At 59.8% G+C, this 17,687-nt stretch carries 14 protein-coding genes; 4 read left to right on the forward strand and 10 right to left on the reverse strand.

What is annotated here, in order from left to right; all coding sequences use genetic code 11:
* The first annotated feature begins 508 nt into the window (after positions 1-508).
* The 4 genes from BM216_RS09310 to glf all read left to right on the forward strand — a co-directional run bounded on the left by BM216_RS09310 (position 509) and on the right by glf (position 7,862).
* The gene (locus BM216_RS09310; RefSeq protein WP_143102761.1) at positions 509-3,325 is read left to right on the forward strand and encodes a hypothetical protein; all 2,817 of its coding nucleotides are present in this window, start codon (positions 509-511) and stop codon (positions 3,323-3,325) included.
* 329 nt (positions 3,326-3,654) lie between these two features.
* Entirely contained in the window at positions 3,655-4,467 is an 813-nt protein-coding gene (locus tag BM216_RS09315; protein WP_092998271.1) for a hypothetical protein, read from the forward strand.
* 171 nt (positions 4,468-4,638) lie between these two features.
* Positions 4,639-6,684 carry an O-linked N-acetylglucosamine transferase, SPINDLY family protein gene (locus BM216_RS09320; RefSeq protein ID WP_092998523.1) on the forward strand — a complete coding sequence of 682 codons (2,046 nt, stop codon included), beginning with the start codon at positions 4,639-4,641 and terminating at the stop codon, positions 6,682-6,684.
* A gap of 26 nt (positions 6,685-6,710) precedes the next feature.
* On the forward strand, positions 6,711-7,862 hold the full coding sequence (glf, locus tag BM216_RS09325; RefSeq protein WP_092998273.1) for a UDP-galactopyranose mutase: 1,152 nt from the start codon (positions 6,711-6,713) through the stop codon (positions 7,860-7,862).
* Between the two features lie 132 nt (positions 7,863-7,994).
* Here the strand turns inward: glf and BM216_RS09330 are convergent, their stop codons facing one another.
* The 10 genes from BM216_RS09330 to flgG all read right to left on the reverse strand — a co-directional run bounded on the left by BM216_RS09330 (position 7,995) and on the right by flgG (position 17,685).
* The gene (locus BM216_RS09330) at positions 7,995-9,257 is read right to left on the reverse strand and encodes a flagellin N-terminal helical domain-containing protein (RefSeq protein WP_092998275.1); all 1,263 of its coding nucleotides are present in this window, start codon (positions 9,255-9,257) and stop codon (positions 7,995-7,997) included.
* Positions 9,258-9,520: 263 nt separating this feature from the next.
* A complete protein-coding gene (locus BM216_RS09335; RefSeq protein WP_092998277.1) occupies positions 9,521-10,720 on the reverse strand; it encodes a flagellin N-terminal helical domain-containing protein in 1,200 nt (399 codons plus the stop codon).
* A 330-nt stretch (positions 10,721-11,050) separates the two neighbouring features.
* A complete protein-coding gene (locus BM216_RS09340) occupies positions 11,051-12,229 on the reverse strand; it encodes a flagellin N-terminal helical domain-containing protein (protein ID WP_092998279.1) in 1,179 nt (392 codons plus the stop codon).
* 366 nt (positions 12,230-12,595) lie between these two features.
* Positions 12,596-13,333 carry a flagellar type III secretion system pore protein FliP gene (gene fliP / locus BM216_RS09345; protein ID WP_092998281.1) on the reverse strand — a complete coding sequence of 246 codons (738 nt, stop codon included), beginning with the start codon at positions 13,331-13,333 and terminating at the stop codon, positions 12,596-12,598.
* Between the two features lie 161 nt (positions 13,334-13,494).
* Positions 13,495-13,992, reverse strand: a complete 498-nt coding sequence (locus BM216_RS09350; RefSeq protein WP_092998283.1) for a flagellar basal body-associated FliL family protein — start codon at positions 13,990-13,992, stop codon at positions 13,495-13,497.
* A gap of 24 nt (positions 13,993-14,016) precedes the next feature.
* Positions 14,017-14,736 (reverse strand): flagellar basal body L-ring protein FlgH, encoded by a 720-nt coding sequence (gene flgH, locus BM216_RS09355; RefSeq protein ID WP_177230744.1) that lies wholly within the window; start codon positions 14,734-14,736, stop codon positions 14,017-14,019.
* On the reverse strand, positions 14,733-15,215 hold the full coding sequence (locus BM216_RS09360; RefSeq protein WP_244530135.1) for a MotE family protein: 483 nt from the start codon (positions 15,213-15,215) through the stop codon (positions 14,733-14,735). Before BM216_RS09360 ends, flgH begins: the two co-directional genes overlap by 4 nt.
* A 71-nt stretch (positions 15,216-15,286) precedes the next feature.
* Complete coding sequence (locus BM216_RS09365; RefSeq protein ID WP_092998289.1) at positions 15,287-16,405, reverse strand: flagellar basal body P-ring protein FlgI; 1,119 nt, start codon at positions 16,403-16,405, stop codon at positions 15,287-15,289.
* Complete coding sequence (gene flgA, locus BM216_RS09370; protein ID WP_092998291.1) at positions 16,402-16,878, reverse strand: flagellar basal body P-ring formation chaperone FlgA; 477 nt, start codon at positions 16,876-16,878, stop codon at positions 16,402-16,404. The genes BM216_RS09365 and flgA overlap by 4 nt, the downstream gene beginning before the upstream one ends.
* Before the next feature lie 18 nt (positions 16,879-16,896).
* Positions 16,897-17,685 (reverse strand): flagellar basal-body rod protein FlgG, encoded by a 789-nt coding sequence (gene flgG / locus BM216_RS09375; protein ID WP_092998293.1) that lies wholly within the window; start codon positions 17,683-17,685, stop codon positions 16,897-16,899.
* Between the last annotated feature and the right edge of the window lie 2 nt (positions 17,686-17,687).

The following is a 17,687-nucleotide window of genomic DNA, read 5'->3' on the forward strand; positions in this document are numbered from 1 at the left end:
CACGTTAAACTTGGGCAACCTTGCCGTTCTTAACAAATCATTAACGTTCATTAACAGATGGATTTGCAGTCTTACAAGTCGTAATCCGGCTTCCAGGCGCCTGATGACTGTGGTGCGGCAGGGTTCGCGCAAGCTTTACTTCCCCCGCACCAGCAACGGGAATGTCGGCCCCGGTGACATCTGTAACCTGTCGCAACTTGCCGTTAACCGAATTTTAACTAGCCATTACTAGCTTGCAGGTAATCGAGCGTGTCCGCCGGAAATCGCTTCTGCCTTCAGGCAGTAAATTTCCGAGATGCGACGGCTCGCAAAAAGGCGCAAGGATCGGCGTTCACCAACTCCGATGCATGATGTTTCTTCACGCGCAGGCTCATGTCGGGCCATGTTTCCAAAAGAATTTGACGTGCCGTTTCGGTTCAGGCTTCCGGGATTGAGTTTATCCAGGGCTGATCCTTCCGAATTCGGCGAATGCCAATAAATTTTGTGGTGCGGGCGGAGAAACATAGCTGTGACCTCTATTTCCTCTATGACGCTTGCCCAGGTTCGTGCGCTGACGACCGACGAGATCGGCGCGCTGACGACAACTCAGATGTCAGAGTTCTCGCGTAGCCAGATAGGCGTGCTGAGCGCCAAGCAGGTGGCGGCGCTCTCGACCCAGAACGTTTCGGGCATGAGCAGCACCCAGCTCAGCGCCGTCAAGACCAGCGCGATCATCGGCCTGACCGCCGAGCAGATCGGTGCCCTGTCTGCCACGCAGATCGAAAAGCTTTCCTCCGCCCAGGTCGGCGTCCTTCATGTCGATCAACTTTCCGCCTTCAGCGCGGAACAGGTCGGCGCGCTGACGTCGCTGCAGATCCGCGCGCTCAGCTCGTCCGATTTTGCGGCCTTCTCGAGTGAAGATCTCGCGACCTTCACAGAAGGCGAAATTGCAGCAATTGGCAGCACCGCTATTCGCGGCCTTTCCGACGACCTCATCGAAGGCCTTTCCGAAGCGCAGGTTCAGGCGCTGACATCCCGCCAGATCGCCGCCTTCAGCACCGAACAGGTTGCCGTTCTCACCGCCGCCCATCTCGACAGCCTGACGCCCGCGCAGATCGGCAGCTTCTCTTCCCGCCAGATCGGCGGTCTCAGCCTCGAAGCCTTCTCGCCCACTCAGGCGGCCGCCCTGTCGACGGGTTTAATCGCCGCACTCAAGAGCGCCGATGTCGCCGCACTCAGCCAGGAGCAGGTCGGCGCGCTGACCGAAAAGCAGATTGCCGCCCTGAAGTCGGATGCCATACGCGGCCTCGAAGAGGAAGACATCGCCTCCCTCACGTCTGAAAAGATCGAGGCTCTGGGAACCAACGGACTGCGCGGTCTCACGGCAGAGCAGATCGCCGGGTTTTCCGATACGCAGGTCAAAGCAATCAGCACCAAGCAGATCAGCGTTCTGTCAAATGCGCAGATCGGTTCCCTGATATCGACCAATATGAGCGCGATGTCCGAGGGGCAGATCGGTGCACTGACGGCGCGTCAGCTGACCGGAACAGACTTGTCCGCATTCGAGGATACCGACATTGCAGCACTGTCGACCCGCGTCATCGCGGCCTTCAAGAGCGCCGATATCGCAGCCCTGAGTTCCGAGCAGATCGGCGGCCTAACGGACAAGCAGCTTGGTGCACTGACCAGGATCGGCATGGGGGGCCTTCAGGGCGAAGACATCACCGCGATTGCGCCGGATAAGCTCAAGCTTGTCAACAAGACCTCGATTACCGGCCTTTCGACTGCCAATATCCTCCTGCTGTCGAACGAACAGGTCGGCGCCTTGACCAGCCTGCAGATTGCAGCGCTCAGCACCGAGCAGGTGGCGACACTGACGGCTGCGCATATGGACAATCTGAGCGAAGAACAGCTCAAGTCCCTGAAGCCCAGCCAGGCTTCGGCCATCGATATCGAAGCGCTCGGCGATGAGAAGATCACGGCCCTGTCCGATGACGTGATCTCGGCTCTCAGGAGCAACCAGATCGCCGCCATGTCCGAAGAGCAAGCTGAGGCGCTCACCGAGAGCCAGGTCGCCGCCCTCTCCGCCACCGGCATCCGCGGGCTGACGCCCGACCAGATCAAGACATTCACCCCGACCGAGATCTCACTGCTCGATCGCCGCGCCGTTCTAGCCCTTTCCGAAGACGTCGTCGCGGGAATGACCGATGATCAGGTCAAGTCGCTGACCTCCGTCCAGCTTTCTGCCATGTCGAGCGCGCAGATTGCGGCCTTCACGCCGGCTCAAACCTCGGTCCTGACCGTGACGCAGCTGGCGGACTTCGGAGCCAAGCAGGCCCAGGGCCTCAACATCACGGCACTTGAGACCGTACAGATCGCAGCTCTTTCGACGAAGGCGATCGCCGGTCTGCAGGCGAGCCAGATCACCGCCCTCAGCGAGGAACAGGCTACCGCGCTCACCACGATCCAGATCGCGGCGCTTACGGCCGCGGAACTGCATGCACTCGATGCCGAAAACCTGGCGACGTTCGAACCGGACGAAATCGCGGCGATCAGCACTCGCGCCATTAGCGGTATCTCCAACGAAGCGATCGCTGAACTGTCCAACGAACAGTTGCTGGCGCTGACAGAGGACCAGATCGGCAAGCTCTCGAGCCTGCAGGTTGGAGCGCTACAGGCAGATCAGCTCGAGGCGATGGAACCCGAGCAGATCGGCTGGCTGTCCTCCCGCCAGGCCAAGGCTCTCGACGTCGCGGCACTTTCCACGCTGCAGATCGCGGCTTTCTCGACGAGCCTCGTCAGCGCCCTGACGAGCAGCCAGATGGCGTCGCTCACGAGCGAACAGCTCGGCGCCTTTACCGACGAGCATCTCGGAGCCCTCAAGCTCGACGCCGTTTCAGGCATCACGACGGACAACATCGCCGGTCTTTCCGCCGAATCATTGTCTCAGATCAGCACGAGATCGATCAGCGCCCTGTCGACCGCCGCAGTGCAGGTGTTGAACGACGAGCAGGTACAGGCCCTGACATCCGACCAGATCACCAAGATGCGGGCAGACCAGATCGGTGCGCTTTCTGTAGCGCAGGTCACCCTGCTCGATTCCGAACAGATCGGAGCCCTCAGCTCTGCCCAGATCGCAGCCATGCTGATGGAGGAGATCGCAACCTTTACTACGGACGAGATTGCCGCAATCAACAGCCGAGCGATCAAAGGACTTGCGACAGAAGACTTTTCCGCGCTTGAACTTGAGCAACTGGATGCCTTTACCGGCGAACAGATCAAAGCAATGACCGGCGCTCAGGTGAATGCCGTTGTTTCTGCTTACCTCGAGTACGAAAACGTCTAGAAACAAGAATAAATAGGCCGGTATTAAATGATTTTAAACACTTAGGCACAATAATCCGATCGAAAGCAAAGGCCATGTACTTAAGGCAACCCTGAATGAGACAGGAATGCCGGTTTCAAACGAGTAGATGGAACTTACTTTCTAAGGCGCGGGAAACAGAGAAATCACCTCTCTGCATGCATGAAGCCATTCCGATGCGCTGGCTCACGGGAGCCATGTCTCACCCAGCTTTGTCTTCTTTTCGTCAATGACGCTCCAGGTCGCGTGATGCGGCCTTTGGCTCCAGCGACCTGAGACGACGTTTCATTCTTTCCCTATTGGAGATTTCCATGGCTCTCGACGCATTCATCAGCAACATTTCCGCAACGCAGGTCAAGTCGCTCAGCAACACCACTATCGGTCAGCTGGTCTCGGAAGATGCCGTAACGGCACTGGGCAAGCACGGAGCTTCCCTCTCGTCTGGACAGGTTGGCGCCCTCAACCAGAGCGTCGTCAACACCTTCGACTTCACCTACGTATCGTCCAAGTCGGCCGCAGGCCTGACCGCCACGCAGATCGACGCACTGACGTCGATGACCAATCTCAACTCAGAAGTTGTAAAGGGCCTTTCGGCGGCAGCCGTCGGATCGCTCAGCACGGCGCAGCTTACGACACTTGGCACAGATGCAGACGATACTGACGACGTTCCTGCTCTTCTCGCGTCCCTTAGCGCGAAGCAGGTCCAGTCGCTGGACGTCACCCAGCTGGACGCACCCGTCCTCCTCTCGCTGAATGCCGATCAGGTCAAGGGCCTCTCCACCACGCAGATGGGCCAGCTGACCGGTGCTCAACTCGCTGGCATCGACGACGATCTGGGCGCGCTGACGTCCACCCAGCTGAAGGCGCTCAGCAACAACACGATTGCCAGCCTCGGAAACGACGCACTTGCTTCCCTCGATACGGCCGCTCTCAAGGGCTTGGAAGCTGATGACTTCCTGGCACTCACCGACGTCCAGCTGGATGCGCTCTTCGGTCTCAATACTCTCACTGATACGTCGAGCGACGAAGAAGTCAAAGCCGTCCAGGATCGCGTACAGTCTGTCAACGCGGAGTGGGTCACCGCTGCCTATCTCGAAACCAGCCGGGCTGGTACCGGCGCATAATATTAGGCGCTATCAGTTGCTTGCATGAGAGGGCGGTGCTTCGGCACCGCCCTTTGTACATTTCCGGACCGGCTCTCAATTCCTGCCAGCCTGGCACAAGTCGCCCGCTGCATGATCGCGCGCGCATCCCGCCGCGATCAGGCGGGCTTGGATCATCGGCTGGGAACTGGCATGAACATCACCAACAAACCGAACGAGGCTGCCGCCGCGACGCTGGCCAGCCTTCATCATCGGGCAAAGACGCAGCAGTCCTCGATCGCCGAAGTCATCAAGATGGTCGAACAGCTCAATGCTGCCGGCCTGCGGGCAGAGGCATCCGATCTCTACAAGACCTGGATCGCCTATAACGAAGACAACCCGCTGATCCATGTCGCGTATTTCAATTATTCCGTGGTCCTGAGGAATGCGGGCGACCTGCCGGCTTCGATGCAGGCGCTGCAGATGGCATTGAAGATCGACCCTGCTTTCGGACCTGCCCATATCAATCTCGGCCGCAATTTCGAAGACAGCAACCTACCTGGTCGCGCCGTCACCCAATGGAAAGCATTCGCGACGCTGACCGAAGATATTACGGCGGACCGTGTCGGCCACCGCCTGATGGTCTTGCAACATATCGGCCGCGTTCTTGAGGATGGTGGCAGCCTGGACGGAGCGGAGAACTTTCTCTGGCAGGCAATGGAGCTTGCGCCGCACAAGCCGGAGGCGGGACAGCACTGGATCGGCATTCGTCAGCAGCAATGCAAGTGGCCGGTGCTGACACCGTCGAGCCATGTGACGGGACGGCAGATGGTGGAAAGCTTCTCGCCGATGACGCTCGGCTGCTATTCCGACGATCCCATCTTCCAGATGGCCAGGGCCTATCGTTATCACAAGACGCTGGTCGGCCGCCCGGATACGAGCGGCGTGGCACGCAAGCCGGTCCGGTCAAAGATCGGCACCGAGAAGCGCCTTCGCGTCGGCTATGTTTCATCGGACCTGCGAGAGCACGCGGTCGGCTTCGCGCTCTGCGAGATGCTGGAACTGCACGACAAGTCGCGCGTCGAGGTCTTCGCCTATTATTGCGGCGTCGCCCGCAAGAACGACAGGACGCATGACCGTATCCGTGCCGCGGTCGATACCTGGCGTGATATCGGCCCGCTCACCGACGAACAGGCGGCCGCGCAGATAATCGAGGACGAAATCGACGTCCTCATCGACGTCAACGGCTATACCAAGGAAGCCCGCGCCAAGATCTTCGCCTATCGTCCGGCACCGGCGATCGTCAATTTCTGCGGTTATCCCGGCACGACTGCCAGCCCCTATCATCAGTACATGATCAGCGACGCGGTGATCGTGCCGCCGGAAAACGAGATCTACTATACGGAAAAGGTCCTGCGGATTGCCTGCGACCAGCCTGTCGACCGCAAGCGCGAAATTGCCGAACGGTCGACGCGGGCTGAAGCCGGCCTGCCGGAGGATGCCTTCGTTTATGCCTGCTTCAACGGCACGCAGAAGGTAACGGAGCGCTGCTTTGCCCGCTGGATGACGATCCTGAAGGCGACGCCGGGCAGCATTCTCTGGCTGCTGTCGGAAAACGCCACGGTCGAACAGCATCTTCGTGACCTGGCGGAGCAGGCCGGTGTTGAGCCCGCAAGGCTGGTCTTCGCCCAGAAGACCCCGAACCCGAAACATCTGGCCCGCATCGCGCTGGCCGACCTCTTCCTCGATACCTTCCCCTATGGCGCCCATTCGACGGCAGCCGATGCGATCACGATGGGCCTTCCGGTGCTGACCATTGCTGGCCGGAGTTTTCCCGCCCGTTTCTGCGCCAGCATCGTTGCTGCGGCAGGCATCCCGGAGCTGATCTGCGCCACGCCGGAAGACTATGTCGCCCGCGCCGTCACCTTCGCGCGCGACCGGGAAAGCCTCGCCAAGGTCCGGCGTTCGCTTGCCGACCAGAGGGAGACCTCCGTGCTGCGCGACATTCCCGGCCTCGCCCGCCGACTCGAGGAGCTCTACTGGCAGATCCAGGGCGAGGCGGAGCGCGATGAAATGCCGGTGCCCGACCTGCGCAATCTCGACATCTATTACGAGATCGGTGCCGAGCTGGTGCTCGAAAACATCGAATTCGAAGACAACGCGGCCTGCCGTCAGCGCTATCGCGACAAGCTTGCCAAATGGAACGAATACGAGCCGATCAACCCCGACAACCGTCTGTGGCCGCAGAGCCCGGATTGATTGCATTCGAGAGGAGGTCAGGTCAAATGAAGCAGGACATTCTCATCGTCGGCGCGGGTCTCTCGGGCGCAGTCATCGGGCAAGAACTGGCGCAGGCGGGACACAGAATCTCGATCGTCGATGCCCGCGATCATATCGCCGGCAATTGCCATACCGAACGGGATCCCGAAACCGGCGTCATGGTGCACGTCTACGGGCCGCATATATTTCACACCGACGACCGGGAGGTATGGGACTATGTCAATCGCTTCGAGACATTCCTGCCCTACCAGAACCGGGTGAAGACCTCGAGCGGCGGCAAGGTGTTCTCCCTGCCCGTCAACTTGCATACGATCAACCAGTTCTTCGGCAGGACCATGCGGCCCGACGAGGCGCGGGCCTTTATCGAGCAACTTGCCGACAGCACGATCGAAGATCCCCAGACCTTCGAGGAACAGGCGTTGCGCTTTGTCGGACGTGATCTCTACGAAGCATTCTTCAAGGGCTATACGACAAAGCAATGGGGCTGCTCGCCGACCGCGCTGCCGGCCTCCATCCTGAAACGGCTTCCCCTCCGCTTCAACTACGACGACAACTACTTCTACCACCGGTACCAGGGCATGCCGGAGGGCGGCTATACACAGATGGTTGCGCAGATGCTCGACCATCCGAATATCACCGTGGAACTCAACACCCGTTTCGCCCGCAGTCAGAAGACGGAGTATGACCACGTCTTCTACTCAGGACCGATCGACGGTTACTTCGGCTATGATGCCGGCCGGCTCGGCTATCGCACGTTGGATTTCGAGCGTTTCACCTATGACGGCGACTACCAGGGCTGCGCGGTGATGAACTATGGCGACGCGACCATCCCCTATACGCGGGTGACCGAGCATAAGCATTTCGCGCCATGGGAAAGCCACGAGAAATCAGTCTGCTACCGGGAATTTTCGCGCGAATGCGGACCGGACGACATACCCTACTATCCTATCCGGCTGGTGGAGGAGAAATCGCTGCTGACCGATTATCTCGACCGCGCGCGGGAGGAAGACCGGGTAAGCTTTGTCGGGCGGCTCGGCACCTATCGTTATCTCGACATGGACGTCACCATCCGGGAAGCGCTCGATACCGCCCGCGCCTTTCTTGCTCGGCCCGAGACCGCGACGGCAAGCAGGATATCCGAGCTGGTTCCTGCCTGAGCGTACGTCGCCCCCTGCCCTGCCTTTCCTTTTGATAAAACTGGAAAAACCGCGCTCGTGAGAGCGCGGCTTCTTCCAAAACTATCTGTCGTGTCAGAGCGGGACGAAACCGCTCCAGCCAAAGAGCGTCGCTTACTGACGGAAGAGCGACAGGATGTTTTCGGAATTGGTGTTGGCGATGGAGAGCGACTGGATCGCCAGCTGCTGCTGCGTCTGTAGAGCCTTCAGGCGGGTCGATTCCTCGTTCATGTCGGCATCGACCAGGCGGCCGATACCGCTGTCGATCGAGTCGGTCAGCTTGGAGATGAAGTCCTCCTGCATGCCGATGCGCATCGAGACCGAACCGAGGTCAGCGGTGGAGCTGGTGATCGCCTGGAGCTGGTTCTCGACGAACTGGATCATCGCGTCGAGACCCGCATTTTCCGTCAGGCCGTTCTGCGTCAGGTCGGTGGTGATGTCGAGATCGGAGACGGAGTAGTCGAGCTGGGTGGCAAGCTGCTCGTCGGCTTCGTCGAGGAAGATCTCATTGCCGGCGCCATCGAGGCCGATAGACGCGCTGTCGCCGCCGTCATCGGTCACCTTGACGTAGGTATCCGTGCCGATCTTGTAGTAGGTGCCGTCGGTTGCAACGCCGTCGGCATCCGTCAGTTCGACGAGACCGGTGTCGGGGTCGACCGCGAAGTTGGCGGCATCGTCGACGCTGTTCTTCAGCTGGGATTCGCTGTAGGTCTTGGCGGCAACGGCGGCAGTCGTCTGCGGATCGGCAGCGGTGTTGGTGACGTCGAACAGCTTGTAGGAGCCGGTTTCGGAATAGTAGGCCATCTGGTCGAGAATACCGGTATTGCCGACGGTGTCGTAAAGAACGTTCTGGCGGCTCAGCGGAATGTCGATCGTCTGGACCGAGACGTTGCCGCTCGAAGTACGGGTGAACGAGCCGACGACCTGCTTGGTCACGGTCGTTACATTGCCGGCGCCGTCGCTGATCGCGGCCTGAAGCCAGTTCTCGCCGGAGAACGAGGCGGATTCGGCAACGCTCTTCAGCTGGTCCTGGAGCTGGCTGATTTCTTCCTGGATCTTGGTCTTGTCGACACCGGCTTCGCGGGCAGCGACGAGCTTGTTCTTGATTTCCGTGACCACGTCGACGGCGCTTTCCATCGCGGCGTAAGCGGTATCGACCTTTGCGGCGCCGAGACCGAGTGCGTCCTGGACTGCCGAAAGCGCGCCGTTGTCGGAACGCATGGTGGTCGCGATCGACCAGTAGGCGGCATTATCAGATGCAGTGCCGACGCGCAGGCCGGAGGAAACGCGCGCCTGGGTGTCTTCCATCTTGTCGTCAAGCGAGCGGAGGGTCTGCAGGGCGGCCATTGCCGCGGTATTCGTCAAAATGCTGGTCATTGAAATTGCCCCTATTTTGGCTGAGGGAAAAGGGACATCCCGGCTTAAGCGGGGAACGATGGCCAGGCCTGATGCCGTTAACCTCTTTTTCGTCTTGGTTAACCCATCGTTGCGATGGGCCCAGTTAAGTCAGGAATGGTTAACAGATGTTAAACGCGATTTACCAAAGTTAACAAAAATCCAACACGACGACCAAAAAAGCGAACAACGAAAAAGGCCGCGCCAGAGGCGCGGCCTTTCCCTTTGTTTCAAGGCTGATCCGATTAACGGAAGAGCGTGAGGATGTTTTCCGAAGCCGAGTTGGCGATCGACAGAGCCTGGATACCGAGCTGCTGCTGCGTCTGCAGAGCCTTCAGGCGGGTCGATTCTTCGTTCATGTCGGCATCGACGAGGCGGCCAACACCAGAGTCGATCGAGTCGGAGAGCTTCGTGACGAAGTCTTCCTGGAGGCCGAGGCGCATGGAGACCGAACCCATGTCGGCAGCGGCGCTGGTGGCGGCTTCGAGCTGCTGGTCGACGAAGGAGATCATCAGGTCGATGACTGCTTCATCAGAAGCTTCCGCGTCGACACCGAATGCGTCACGCATCGCTGCCATGTCGGAGATGTTGAGTTCGGTCACGGACGTGCCGGTTGCGAACACGTTCTCAAATTCGGTAATTTCGTTGGCGCTTACTTCGAAGCTCGTGGCGTCGACCTGGACCCACTTCCCTTCATCAACCTGGATGTAGGCATCAGAACCGGTTTCGCCGGTGGTCCAGATGCCATTCGCATCCTCAAAGTAGGTATCGGTACCTTCCTCGCCAGTGTTCAACACGGAGGCTTCGTAGTATTTGTCGCCGACCTGACCGACGCCTGCCTTCAGCGCGTCCTGGTCGAGGATGCCCATCTTGTTGCCGCTGGTGTCGAACAGAACGTTGCTCGAGTCCAGCTTTACGTCGACGGTCTGAACCTTGACGTTGCCAGACGAGTCACGAGTGAAAGAGCCAACAACCTGCTTGGTGACAGTAGCCAGCGAAGCGACCGTTTCACCGTCTGCGTTGGCGACCGAGACAGATGCCTTCAGCCAGTTTTCGCCTGAGAAGGATGCAGAGTCGGAGATCGACTTCAGCTGATCCTGGAGCTGAGTAACTTCTTCCTGGATCTTGGAACGGTCAACACCGGTTTCGCGCGATGCAACGAGCTTGTTCTTGATCTCTTCGATAACGTCGATGGAAGATTCCAGACCGGCGTAGGCGGTATCAACCTTGGCGGCGCCGAGACCGAGAGCGTCCTGTACGGCAGAGAGTGCACCGTTGTCGGACTTCATCGTGGTTGCGATCGACCAGTAGGCCGCGTTGTCGGAAGCTTCGCCGACGCGCAGACCGGAGGATACGCGAGCCTGCGTTTCTTCCATGCCCTGGCCGATCGAACGCAGAGTCTGAAGCGCAGACATCGCTGCGGTGTTAGTGAGAATGCTCGTCATAGTTGTTGCCCCTTGAATGGCTGATTAAATAAGGGCATTCCGGTATCCCGGTGAACGGCGCACAGCCTCATGCCTGTTAACCATTCAATTTGTTAAGGTTAACCGCCGCTCTCTTGAAGCCATTGATAGCGCCGGCGTGGTTAATGAAGAGCTAAACGAATAGACAAAAATTCGAGTGCTGAAATCTCAATGCAATCTTCGCGTGCGCGCGCGTAGCATGAGTTGATAAATAAAACGTGAAAGCCGCACCCGTTTCCGGATGCGGCTTTCGCAAAGTTGGAGATCGAGATCCGGAAGGAACCCTCCGGATCAGATCGCTGCCATCTGCTCTTAGCGGAAGAGCGACAGGATGTTCTGCGAGTCGCTGTTGGCGATCGACAGGGCCTGGATGGCGAGCTGCTGCTGCGTCTGCAGAGCCTTCAGCTTGGTGGACTCTTCGTTCATGTCGGCGTCGACGAGACGGCCTACACCCGATTCGATGGAGTCGGAGAGCTTCGAGACGAATTCCTGCTGCATGTCGAGGCGCGAGGAAACCGCACCCATGTCAGCAGCGGCGCTCGTTGCCGAACCCAGCTGCGTATCGATGAAGGAGATCATCCGGTCGATAGCTTCGGCGTCGGTGTCTACACCGAGAGCCGTCTTGAGGCTGGTCATGTCCGAGATGTCGAATTCGGTAACCGACGTGCCGGTCGCGAAGACGTCAGCGGTGTTTTCCAGTGCGTCGCCAGCCGGCGTCGTGTCGTCAGCAGCGGTGACTTCAACCCACTTGTTCTCGTCAGCCTTGACGTAGAAGGTGGTGCCACCCTCGGCAGCCCATACGCCGTTTTCGTTTTCGAAGAACGTGTCATCGACGACTTCGGAGTCGACGGCTGCAAAGTACTCGTCACCGATCTTGGCAACGTCAGCCTGGAGCGCGTCCTGGTCGAGGATGCCCATCTTGTTGCCGCTGGTGTCGAACAGGACGTTCTTGGTCGAAAGTTCGATGTCTACGGTCTGAACCTTGACGTTGCCCGAAGAGTCGCGGGTAAAGGAGCCGACGATCTGCTTGGCAACGGTATCCGTGGAGGCAAGTTCAGGACCACCGCTGCCCGTGGCAACGGATGCCTTCAGCCAGTTTTCGCCCGAGAAGGAAGCGGAAGAGGAGATCGACTTCAGCTGGTCCTGCAGCTGGCTGATTTCTTCCTGGATCTTGGCCTTGTCAGCCGAGGATTCCTGAGCCGTTACCAGCTTGTTCTTGATCTCGGTCATGACGTCGATCGACGATTCCAGACCGGCGTAAGCGGTATCGACCTTGGCGGCGCCGAGGCCCATCGCGTCGTTGACGGAGGAAAGCGCTGCGTTGTCAGACTTCATCGTGGTCGCGATCGACCAGTAGGCGGCGTTGTCGGAAGCAGAACCGACGCGAAGACCGGACGAAATACGATCCTGAGTGGTAGCCATGTCGGAGGAGATCGAGCGCAGCGTCGACAGAGCGGCCATTGCGTTGGTGTTGGTGAGAATGCTCGCCATAATCGTTTGTCCCTTTGAAACGAGATACTGAGTGGGGGACATACCGGGTCGGCCGGAATGACCTACCGGTCACGACAGTTCGGCCTCATGCCATTCGGTGCCGCATCTTTAAGCAACCAGACCCGTCGTGTGAGATCGAAACTCGCAGGCAAACCTTGCCAACTCCTTTAAATACCAGGAGCAGAAAATGCATGATTTTCATATGGTTACGAGTTCGTAAGATTCTTTGGTGAACGGCTCGTTATGCAAGATGGTTAATACGGCCCGCGCTAATCGGTTAATCGCGAAGAAGCCCGGACAAGCAAATGCCCGGGCTGCATGACGCACTGTCAGTGAGAAATAACGCAGCCTCAGACCGCGGGAGGTTCAGCCGAAAGATCGGATCAGGCTGCCCACAAGAAGGTTCCAGCCATCGATCAGGACGAAGAAGAGAATCTTGAACGGCAGGGAGATCGATGTCGGGGGCAGCATCATCATGCCCATCGCCATGGTGATGGCGGCGACGATCATGTCGATGACCAGGAAGGGCAGGATGATCAGGAAGCCGATCTCGAATCCTCGCCTGATCTCCGACAGCATGAAGGCCGGGATAAGCACCCGGTAGTCGATGGACTCGGCCGTGCCGACGGACTGGCCGCGTTCGCGAGCGATGTCGACGAACAGCGCGAGATCCTTGTCGCGCGTGTTGGCGGACATGAAGACGCGGAATGGCTCGGCAATGCGCTGGACTGCTTCGGCTTCGGTCACCTGGTTCTGTAGGAGCGGCTGCACACCTTCATTCCAGGCCCGGTCGAAGGTCGGCGACATGACGTAGAAGGTCATGAACAGCGCCATCGAGATAAGGATCATGTTGGACGGGGCCGAGGCAAGGCCCATGCCGGAGCGCAGGATCGAGAAGGCGATGACGAAGCGCGGAAAGCTCGTCACCATGATCAGGATGCCCGGCGCGACGGAGAGAACCGTCAACAGGCCGAAAGTACGGATGATCCAGGCTGCCGCTGAACCATCGACCGGCAAGTTCAGGAGATCCGCCGGCGATTGCTGGGCAAGGGCCACGCCGGGAATAACCAGCAGGGCGAAGAACACTGAGAGCAATCGAATCATTGGGCCACGACAGTTACCAAGGTCGCCTTCGATAAGCGCTCATGCCGCCCGGGCGTCAACTCCCGATCGGCCGCGATGGGCGGTCATGAACAAGAACGTTGGTGAGATGGTCCGCGGGGTGGCCGACAGGCCGCAGTGCAACGATCAGGCCGGGACGGCCGTCACTCGATGACAAAGGTGCGGAACATCACCCGGGCAACCTTGCCCTGGGAGCGAAGTGCTGCGCGTTCCTGAATATCATCGCGCAGATACTGGAAGCCACGCGGGCCTTCGATCTGCTGCAGCGAGACGGTGCGCAGATAGGCCATAATGTCCTGGTGGACGCTTTCGGCCAGCGGCAGCTCCGGCGGGCCGTTGAAGGCCAGCGCCACTTCAAGCCTCACCCAGTTATCGGAGGGATAGGCGAGATTGGTGGTAATCGGTTCAAGCAGGACGACGCCGTTTGCCTCGGTGGCGATATGAGGAATGCCCTCCGCGCCGCCCTTCGCCTCGCCTTCCGCCTTCTCTTCGACGGCAGGCTCGGCACTCTTGGGCGCGATCATTCCGCCGAGAAACCAGCCGCCGCCGGCCCCGACCAGCGTCAGGATGACAATCCCCGCGATAAGCAGGATGGGCGAGGATTTCTTCGCGCCCGCTTCGCCCTGTGCTTCTTCCGCCATGATGCCCTACCCTTCCCTATGCGCTTAGAACGGCGAGAACAGATCGACGACCTGCTGGCCGACCGGCGGCTGCTGCATTTCCATCAGACGGCCGCGGCCGCCATAGGAGATACGCGCTTCGGCGATCTTGTCGTAGGAAACCATGTTCTGGGAATCGACGTCCTTGGGACGCACGATACCGGCGACGTTGAGGATGCGGATCTCGTGGTTGACGCGGACTTCCTGCGAGCCGCTGATCAGGAGATTGCCGTTTTCCAGAATGCCCGTCACGACGGCCGCGACGAGCAAGGTCAGGGTTTCCGACCGCTTCGTCTTGCCCTTGCCCTGACTGTCGGTATCGGAATCCGTTCCCATGTCGCCGGACGTGCCGGTATCCGTGCTGAAGCCGAGGAAGTTCTTGATGCCGGCATTCCATTTCAGGCTGGTCGAATTGGTGCGGCTACGCTCGGTTTCGTTGTCGAAATTCGCCTTGTCGTTGATCTTGATGTCGACCGTCAGGATGTCGCCGACATTGAGCGCCCGGGCGTCCTTGAAGAGGGCCGCCTGGTTGTCGCTCCACAGCGAATAGCCGCTTGCCATCTGGCGCGGCTGCTTAGGATAGGACGACATCTGCGGCGCCTGCGCATATTGCAGGCCGCTGCCGATCGGGCTCATGGCGGGCGCGTTGCCGATTTCCTTGAGCGTCTGGCTCTGGCAGCCAGCCAGGAAGAGGACAGCCAACAGGGCGGGAGCGCGTTTCATCATGATGGTGCTTTCGCGGATTGAGTAGAAGTCTTCGAGGTATTGGGATCGGAAGCGCTGGAGATGATCGTCGAGATCGCTCCCGCCTTCTGCGGATCCATTTCACTGAGGAAGAGAGCCGATTGGCGCGCCGGAAGCTGCATGATGATCGCGGCTGCGATCTCCATGCGCATTTCCTCCAGCTGCGGTGCCGCGGCATCCGGCTTCATCGTCTTGAATATGTCGACCAAGCCCGCCTGGGCGCGCTGGAGGAAATCGTTCCGGCGCTTCAGCCAGTCCTGATACTCGGTCGTGCGGTCCTCGAGCGTCTTCATCCGGCTGTCGATGTCGGCCTGAAGGGTTTCGAGTTCCTGCTTCTGCATCAGGTAGCGCTGGTCGCGGGCTGCGTCGGCAATGTTGGTGCAGAATTTCTGGATCTCGTCCTGGGTGGACAATTCGGAGACCATGGACGGCTGCTGGGCATTGACCTGCGGCACGAGCATCATGAGACCCCCGACGACAAGCAGTCGCTTCGCCAGCTTGCGGGAGATGCTGATGGTGAAGAGTGCGTCATTCATTGCAGCACGAGCTCCGCTTGAAGGGCGCCGGCGGACTTGATGCCCTGCAGGATCGCGATGATGCCGTCCGGCTTGACGCCGATGCTGTTGAGGCCGGCCACGAGCGTGCGCAGATCCGGGCCATTCAGAATTGCCACCTGACCGCCATCCTTCATCGCCATGATGTCTGTCATGGGCTGAACGGCCGTTTCGCCGCGCGAGAAGGGTTCCGGCTGGATAACCTGCGGGGTCTCCGAGACCTGGACGGTGAGCGTGCCGTAGCTGACCGCGACGCGCGACACCTTGACGTCGGCGCCGATGACGATCGTGCCGGTGCGTTCGTTGACCACGACCTTGGCCGGCGTATCGGTTTCGACGGCGAGGTTTTCGATCTCGGCCATCAGACGGGTCAGGTCGGCCGACTTCGGCTTCTCGACGATGACTTCCTGGCTGTCGCGTGCCTCGGCGATCGGGCCGCCATAGCGCCTGGACGCATGGGCATTGACCGTATCGGCGATGCGCACGGCGGTGGAAAAATCGGGATTGCGAAGCTGCAGGACGAGGTTGACGCCGTCCTTGAACTTCGAGGGCAGCTCGCGCTCGATGATCGCGCCGTTCGGCACCCGGCCGGCGGTCGTTACACCTTCGGTCAGCGTCGCGGCCTGGCCCTGGGCGGAAAAGCCCGAGACGATCAACGACCCTTGAGCAACGGCATAGATCTGGCCGTCGGCGCCGGTAAGCGACGTCATGACGAGTGTACCGCCGCGCAGCGAGGTAGCATCGCCCATGGACGAGACATTGACGTCCATGCGGCTGCCGGGGCTGGCAAAGGGCGGCAGGTTTGCGGTGACCATGACGGCCGCGACGTTCTTGGCGTTCGACTGGCTGCCCTGGGTCGAGATACCAAGGTTCTGCAGCATGGCGCGCATGGACTGGTCGGTAAAGGGCGAGGAACGCAGGCTGTCGCCGGATCCCTGGAGGCCGACGACGAGACCATAGCCGATCAACTGGTTGTCACGTCCCGACTGGAGGGAGGCGATATCCTTGATGCGGGCGACGTCGGCGGCTGCAGCAACTCCGGCTCCGACCGTCGAGGCGACGAGAGCCAAGGCTGCAAGAAGAACTGAAAACCTCATTTCGCCATCACCTGTATCGTTCCGTCGGCCATCACGGTGCCGTTCACGATCATGCCGGAATCGGTATTGCGGACGCGGATGACATCGCCGACCGCGGCGTCCTCAAGCGGCGTGCCGCCCGCCGAAATGGTCATTGTTCCCATGGCGAAGACGAGCCGGATCGGCGTGCCGCGGGTAACCGCATAGGGCTCGCGCAAGCCGGCCAGCGTGATCGTGCGGCCGGGCAGCAGCGTGCGCTTGCTGACCATGCCGGTAACCTCGGAAACCTTCTGGGCATAACCGCTGGACAGGTTGGGGTTGGTCACATCGACCTCTTCCACCCTGCCGGCCGAAATCACTTCGCCGGGATAGATGATCTGCAACGGAACGACCGCCGTTCCCATCTCGGCCGCAGCCGGCGAGAACGAAAGACCGAAGGCGAGCGACCATGCGGCCACTGCGGCATGCAATGCGTTTTTCCGGCGAAACTTCATGTCTGCCTCTCCTGTTTTTTACTTCAGGTTTTTGCTGACGATCGATGCCATTTCATCTGCAGTGGTGATGACCTTGGAGTTCATCTCGTAGGCGCGCTGCGCGGAGATCAGGTTGGTGATCTCCTTGACCGCGTCGACGTTCGAGGTTTCAAGGTAACCCTGCTTCAGATAACCGAAGCCCGGATCTTCCGGGACGGCCACGATCGCCTCGCCCGATGCCAGCGTCTGGCCGAAAAGGTTGTCGCCGAGCGGCTGAAGGCCTGCCTCGTTTACGAAATTGGCGATCTGCAGCTGACCGACTTCCTGGAACTCGGTCTCGTTGCCGATGCGCACCATGACCTGGCCCGTGCGGGTGATCTGGGTTTCGCTGGCGTCAGCCGGGATCGTGATGTTCGGGATGACGGCATAACCGTCGATCGTCACCAGCTGGCCATCGGCGTTCTGGTTGAAGGCGCCAGCGCGGCTATAGAGCGTCGTGCCGTCCGGAGACGCGATCTGGAACCAGCCGCGACCGACCAGCGCCACGTCGAGCGGGTTTTCCGTCTGGGTCAGTTCACCCTGGGTATGGATGTTGCGAACGGCGGAGGTCTGGACGCCGAGACCGATATTGGCACCTTCCGGAACGATCGCCTGGTTGGCGCGGTTCGGCACGCCCTGGGCGCGCTCGCTCTGATAAAGAAGATCGGTGAACTCGGCACGCGCGCGCTTGTAGCCCGTCGTGTTGATGTTGGCGATGTTGTTGGCGATGACTTCCAGATTGGTCTGCTGGGCATCCATGCCCGTCGCTGCGACGGAAAGCGCTCTCATGT

It is taken from the genome of Rhizobium sp. NFR07, assembly GCF_900111905.1.
GTDB lineage: Bacteria > Pseudomonadota > Alphaproteobacteria > Rhizobiales > Rhizobiaceae > Neorhizobium.

What these genes read in the sequence shown, in the direction of transcription:
- BM216_RS09330 (WP_092998275.1), bottom strand. Translation starts at nt 9,257, where the DNA reads ATGACCAGCATTTTGACGAATACCGCGGCAATGGCCGCCCTGCAGACC.
- BM216_RS09365 (WP_092998289.1), bottom strand. Translation starts at nt 16,405, where the DNA reads ATGAGGTTTTCAGTTCTTCTTGCAGCCTTGGCTCTCGTCGCCTCGACG.
- BM216_RS09340 (WP_092998279.1), bottom strand. Translation starts at nt 12,229, where the DNA reads ATGGCGAGCATTCTCACCAACACCAACGCAATGGCCGCTCTGTCGACG.
- flgG (WP_092998293.1), bottom strand. Translation starts at nt 17,685, where the DNA reads ATGAGAGCGCTTTCCGTCGCAGCGACGGGCATGGATGCCCAGCAGACC.
- BM216_RS09320 (WP_092998523.1), top strand. Translation starts at nt 4,639, where the DNA reads ATGAACATCACCAACAAACCGAACGAGGCTGCCGCCGCGACGCTGGCC.
- BM216_RS09315 (WP_092998271.1), top strand. Translation starts at nt 3,655, where the DNA reads ATGGCTCTCGACGCATTCATCAGCAACATTTCCGCAACGCAGGTCAAG.
- BM216_RS09335 (WP_092998277.1), bottom strand. Translation starts at nt 10,720, where the DNA reads ATGACGAGCATTCTCACTAACACCGCAGCGATGTCTGCGCTTCAGACT.
- fliP (WP_092998281.1), bottom strand. Translation starts at nt 13,333, where the DNA reads ATGATTCGATTGCTCTCAGTGTTCTTCGCCCTGCTGGTTATTCCCGGC.
- BM216_RS09360 (WP_244530135.1), bottom strand. Translation starts at nt 15,215, where the DNA reads ATGCTCGTGCCGCAGGTCAATGCCCAGCAGCCGTCCATGGTCTCCGAA.
- flgH (WP_177230744.1), bottom strand. Translation starts at nt 14,736, where the DNA reads ATGATGAAACGCGCTCCCGCCCTGTTGGCTGTCCTCTTCCTGGCTGGC.
- glf (WP_092998273.1), top strand. Translation starts at nt 6,711, where the DNA reads ATGAAGCAGGACATTCTCATCGTCGGCGCGGGTCTCTCGGGCGCAGTC.
- flgA (WP_092998291.1), bottom strand. Translation starts at nt 16,878, where the DNA reads ATGAAGTTTCGCCGGAAAAACGCATTGCATGCCGCAGTGGCCGCATGG.
- BM216_RS09350 (WP_092998283.1), bottom strand. Translation starts at nt 13,992, where the DNA reads ATGGCGGAAGAAGCACAGGGCGAAGCGGGCGCGAAGAAATCCTCGCCC.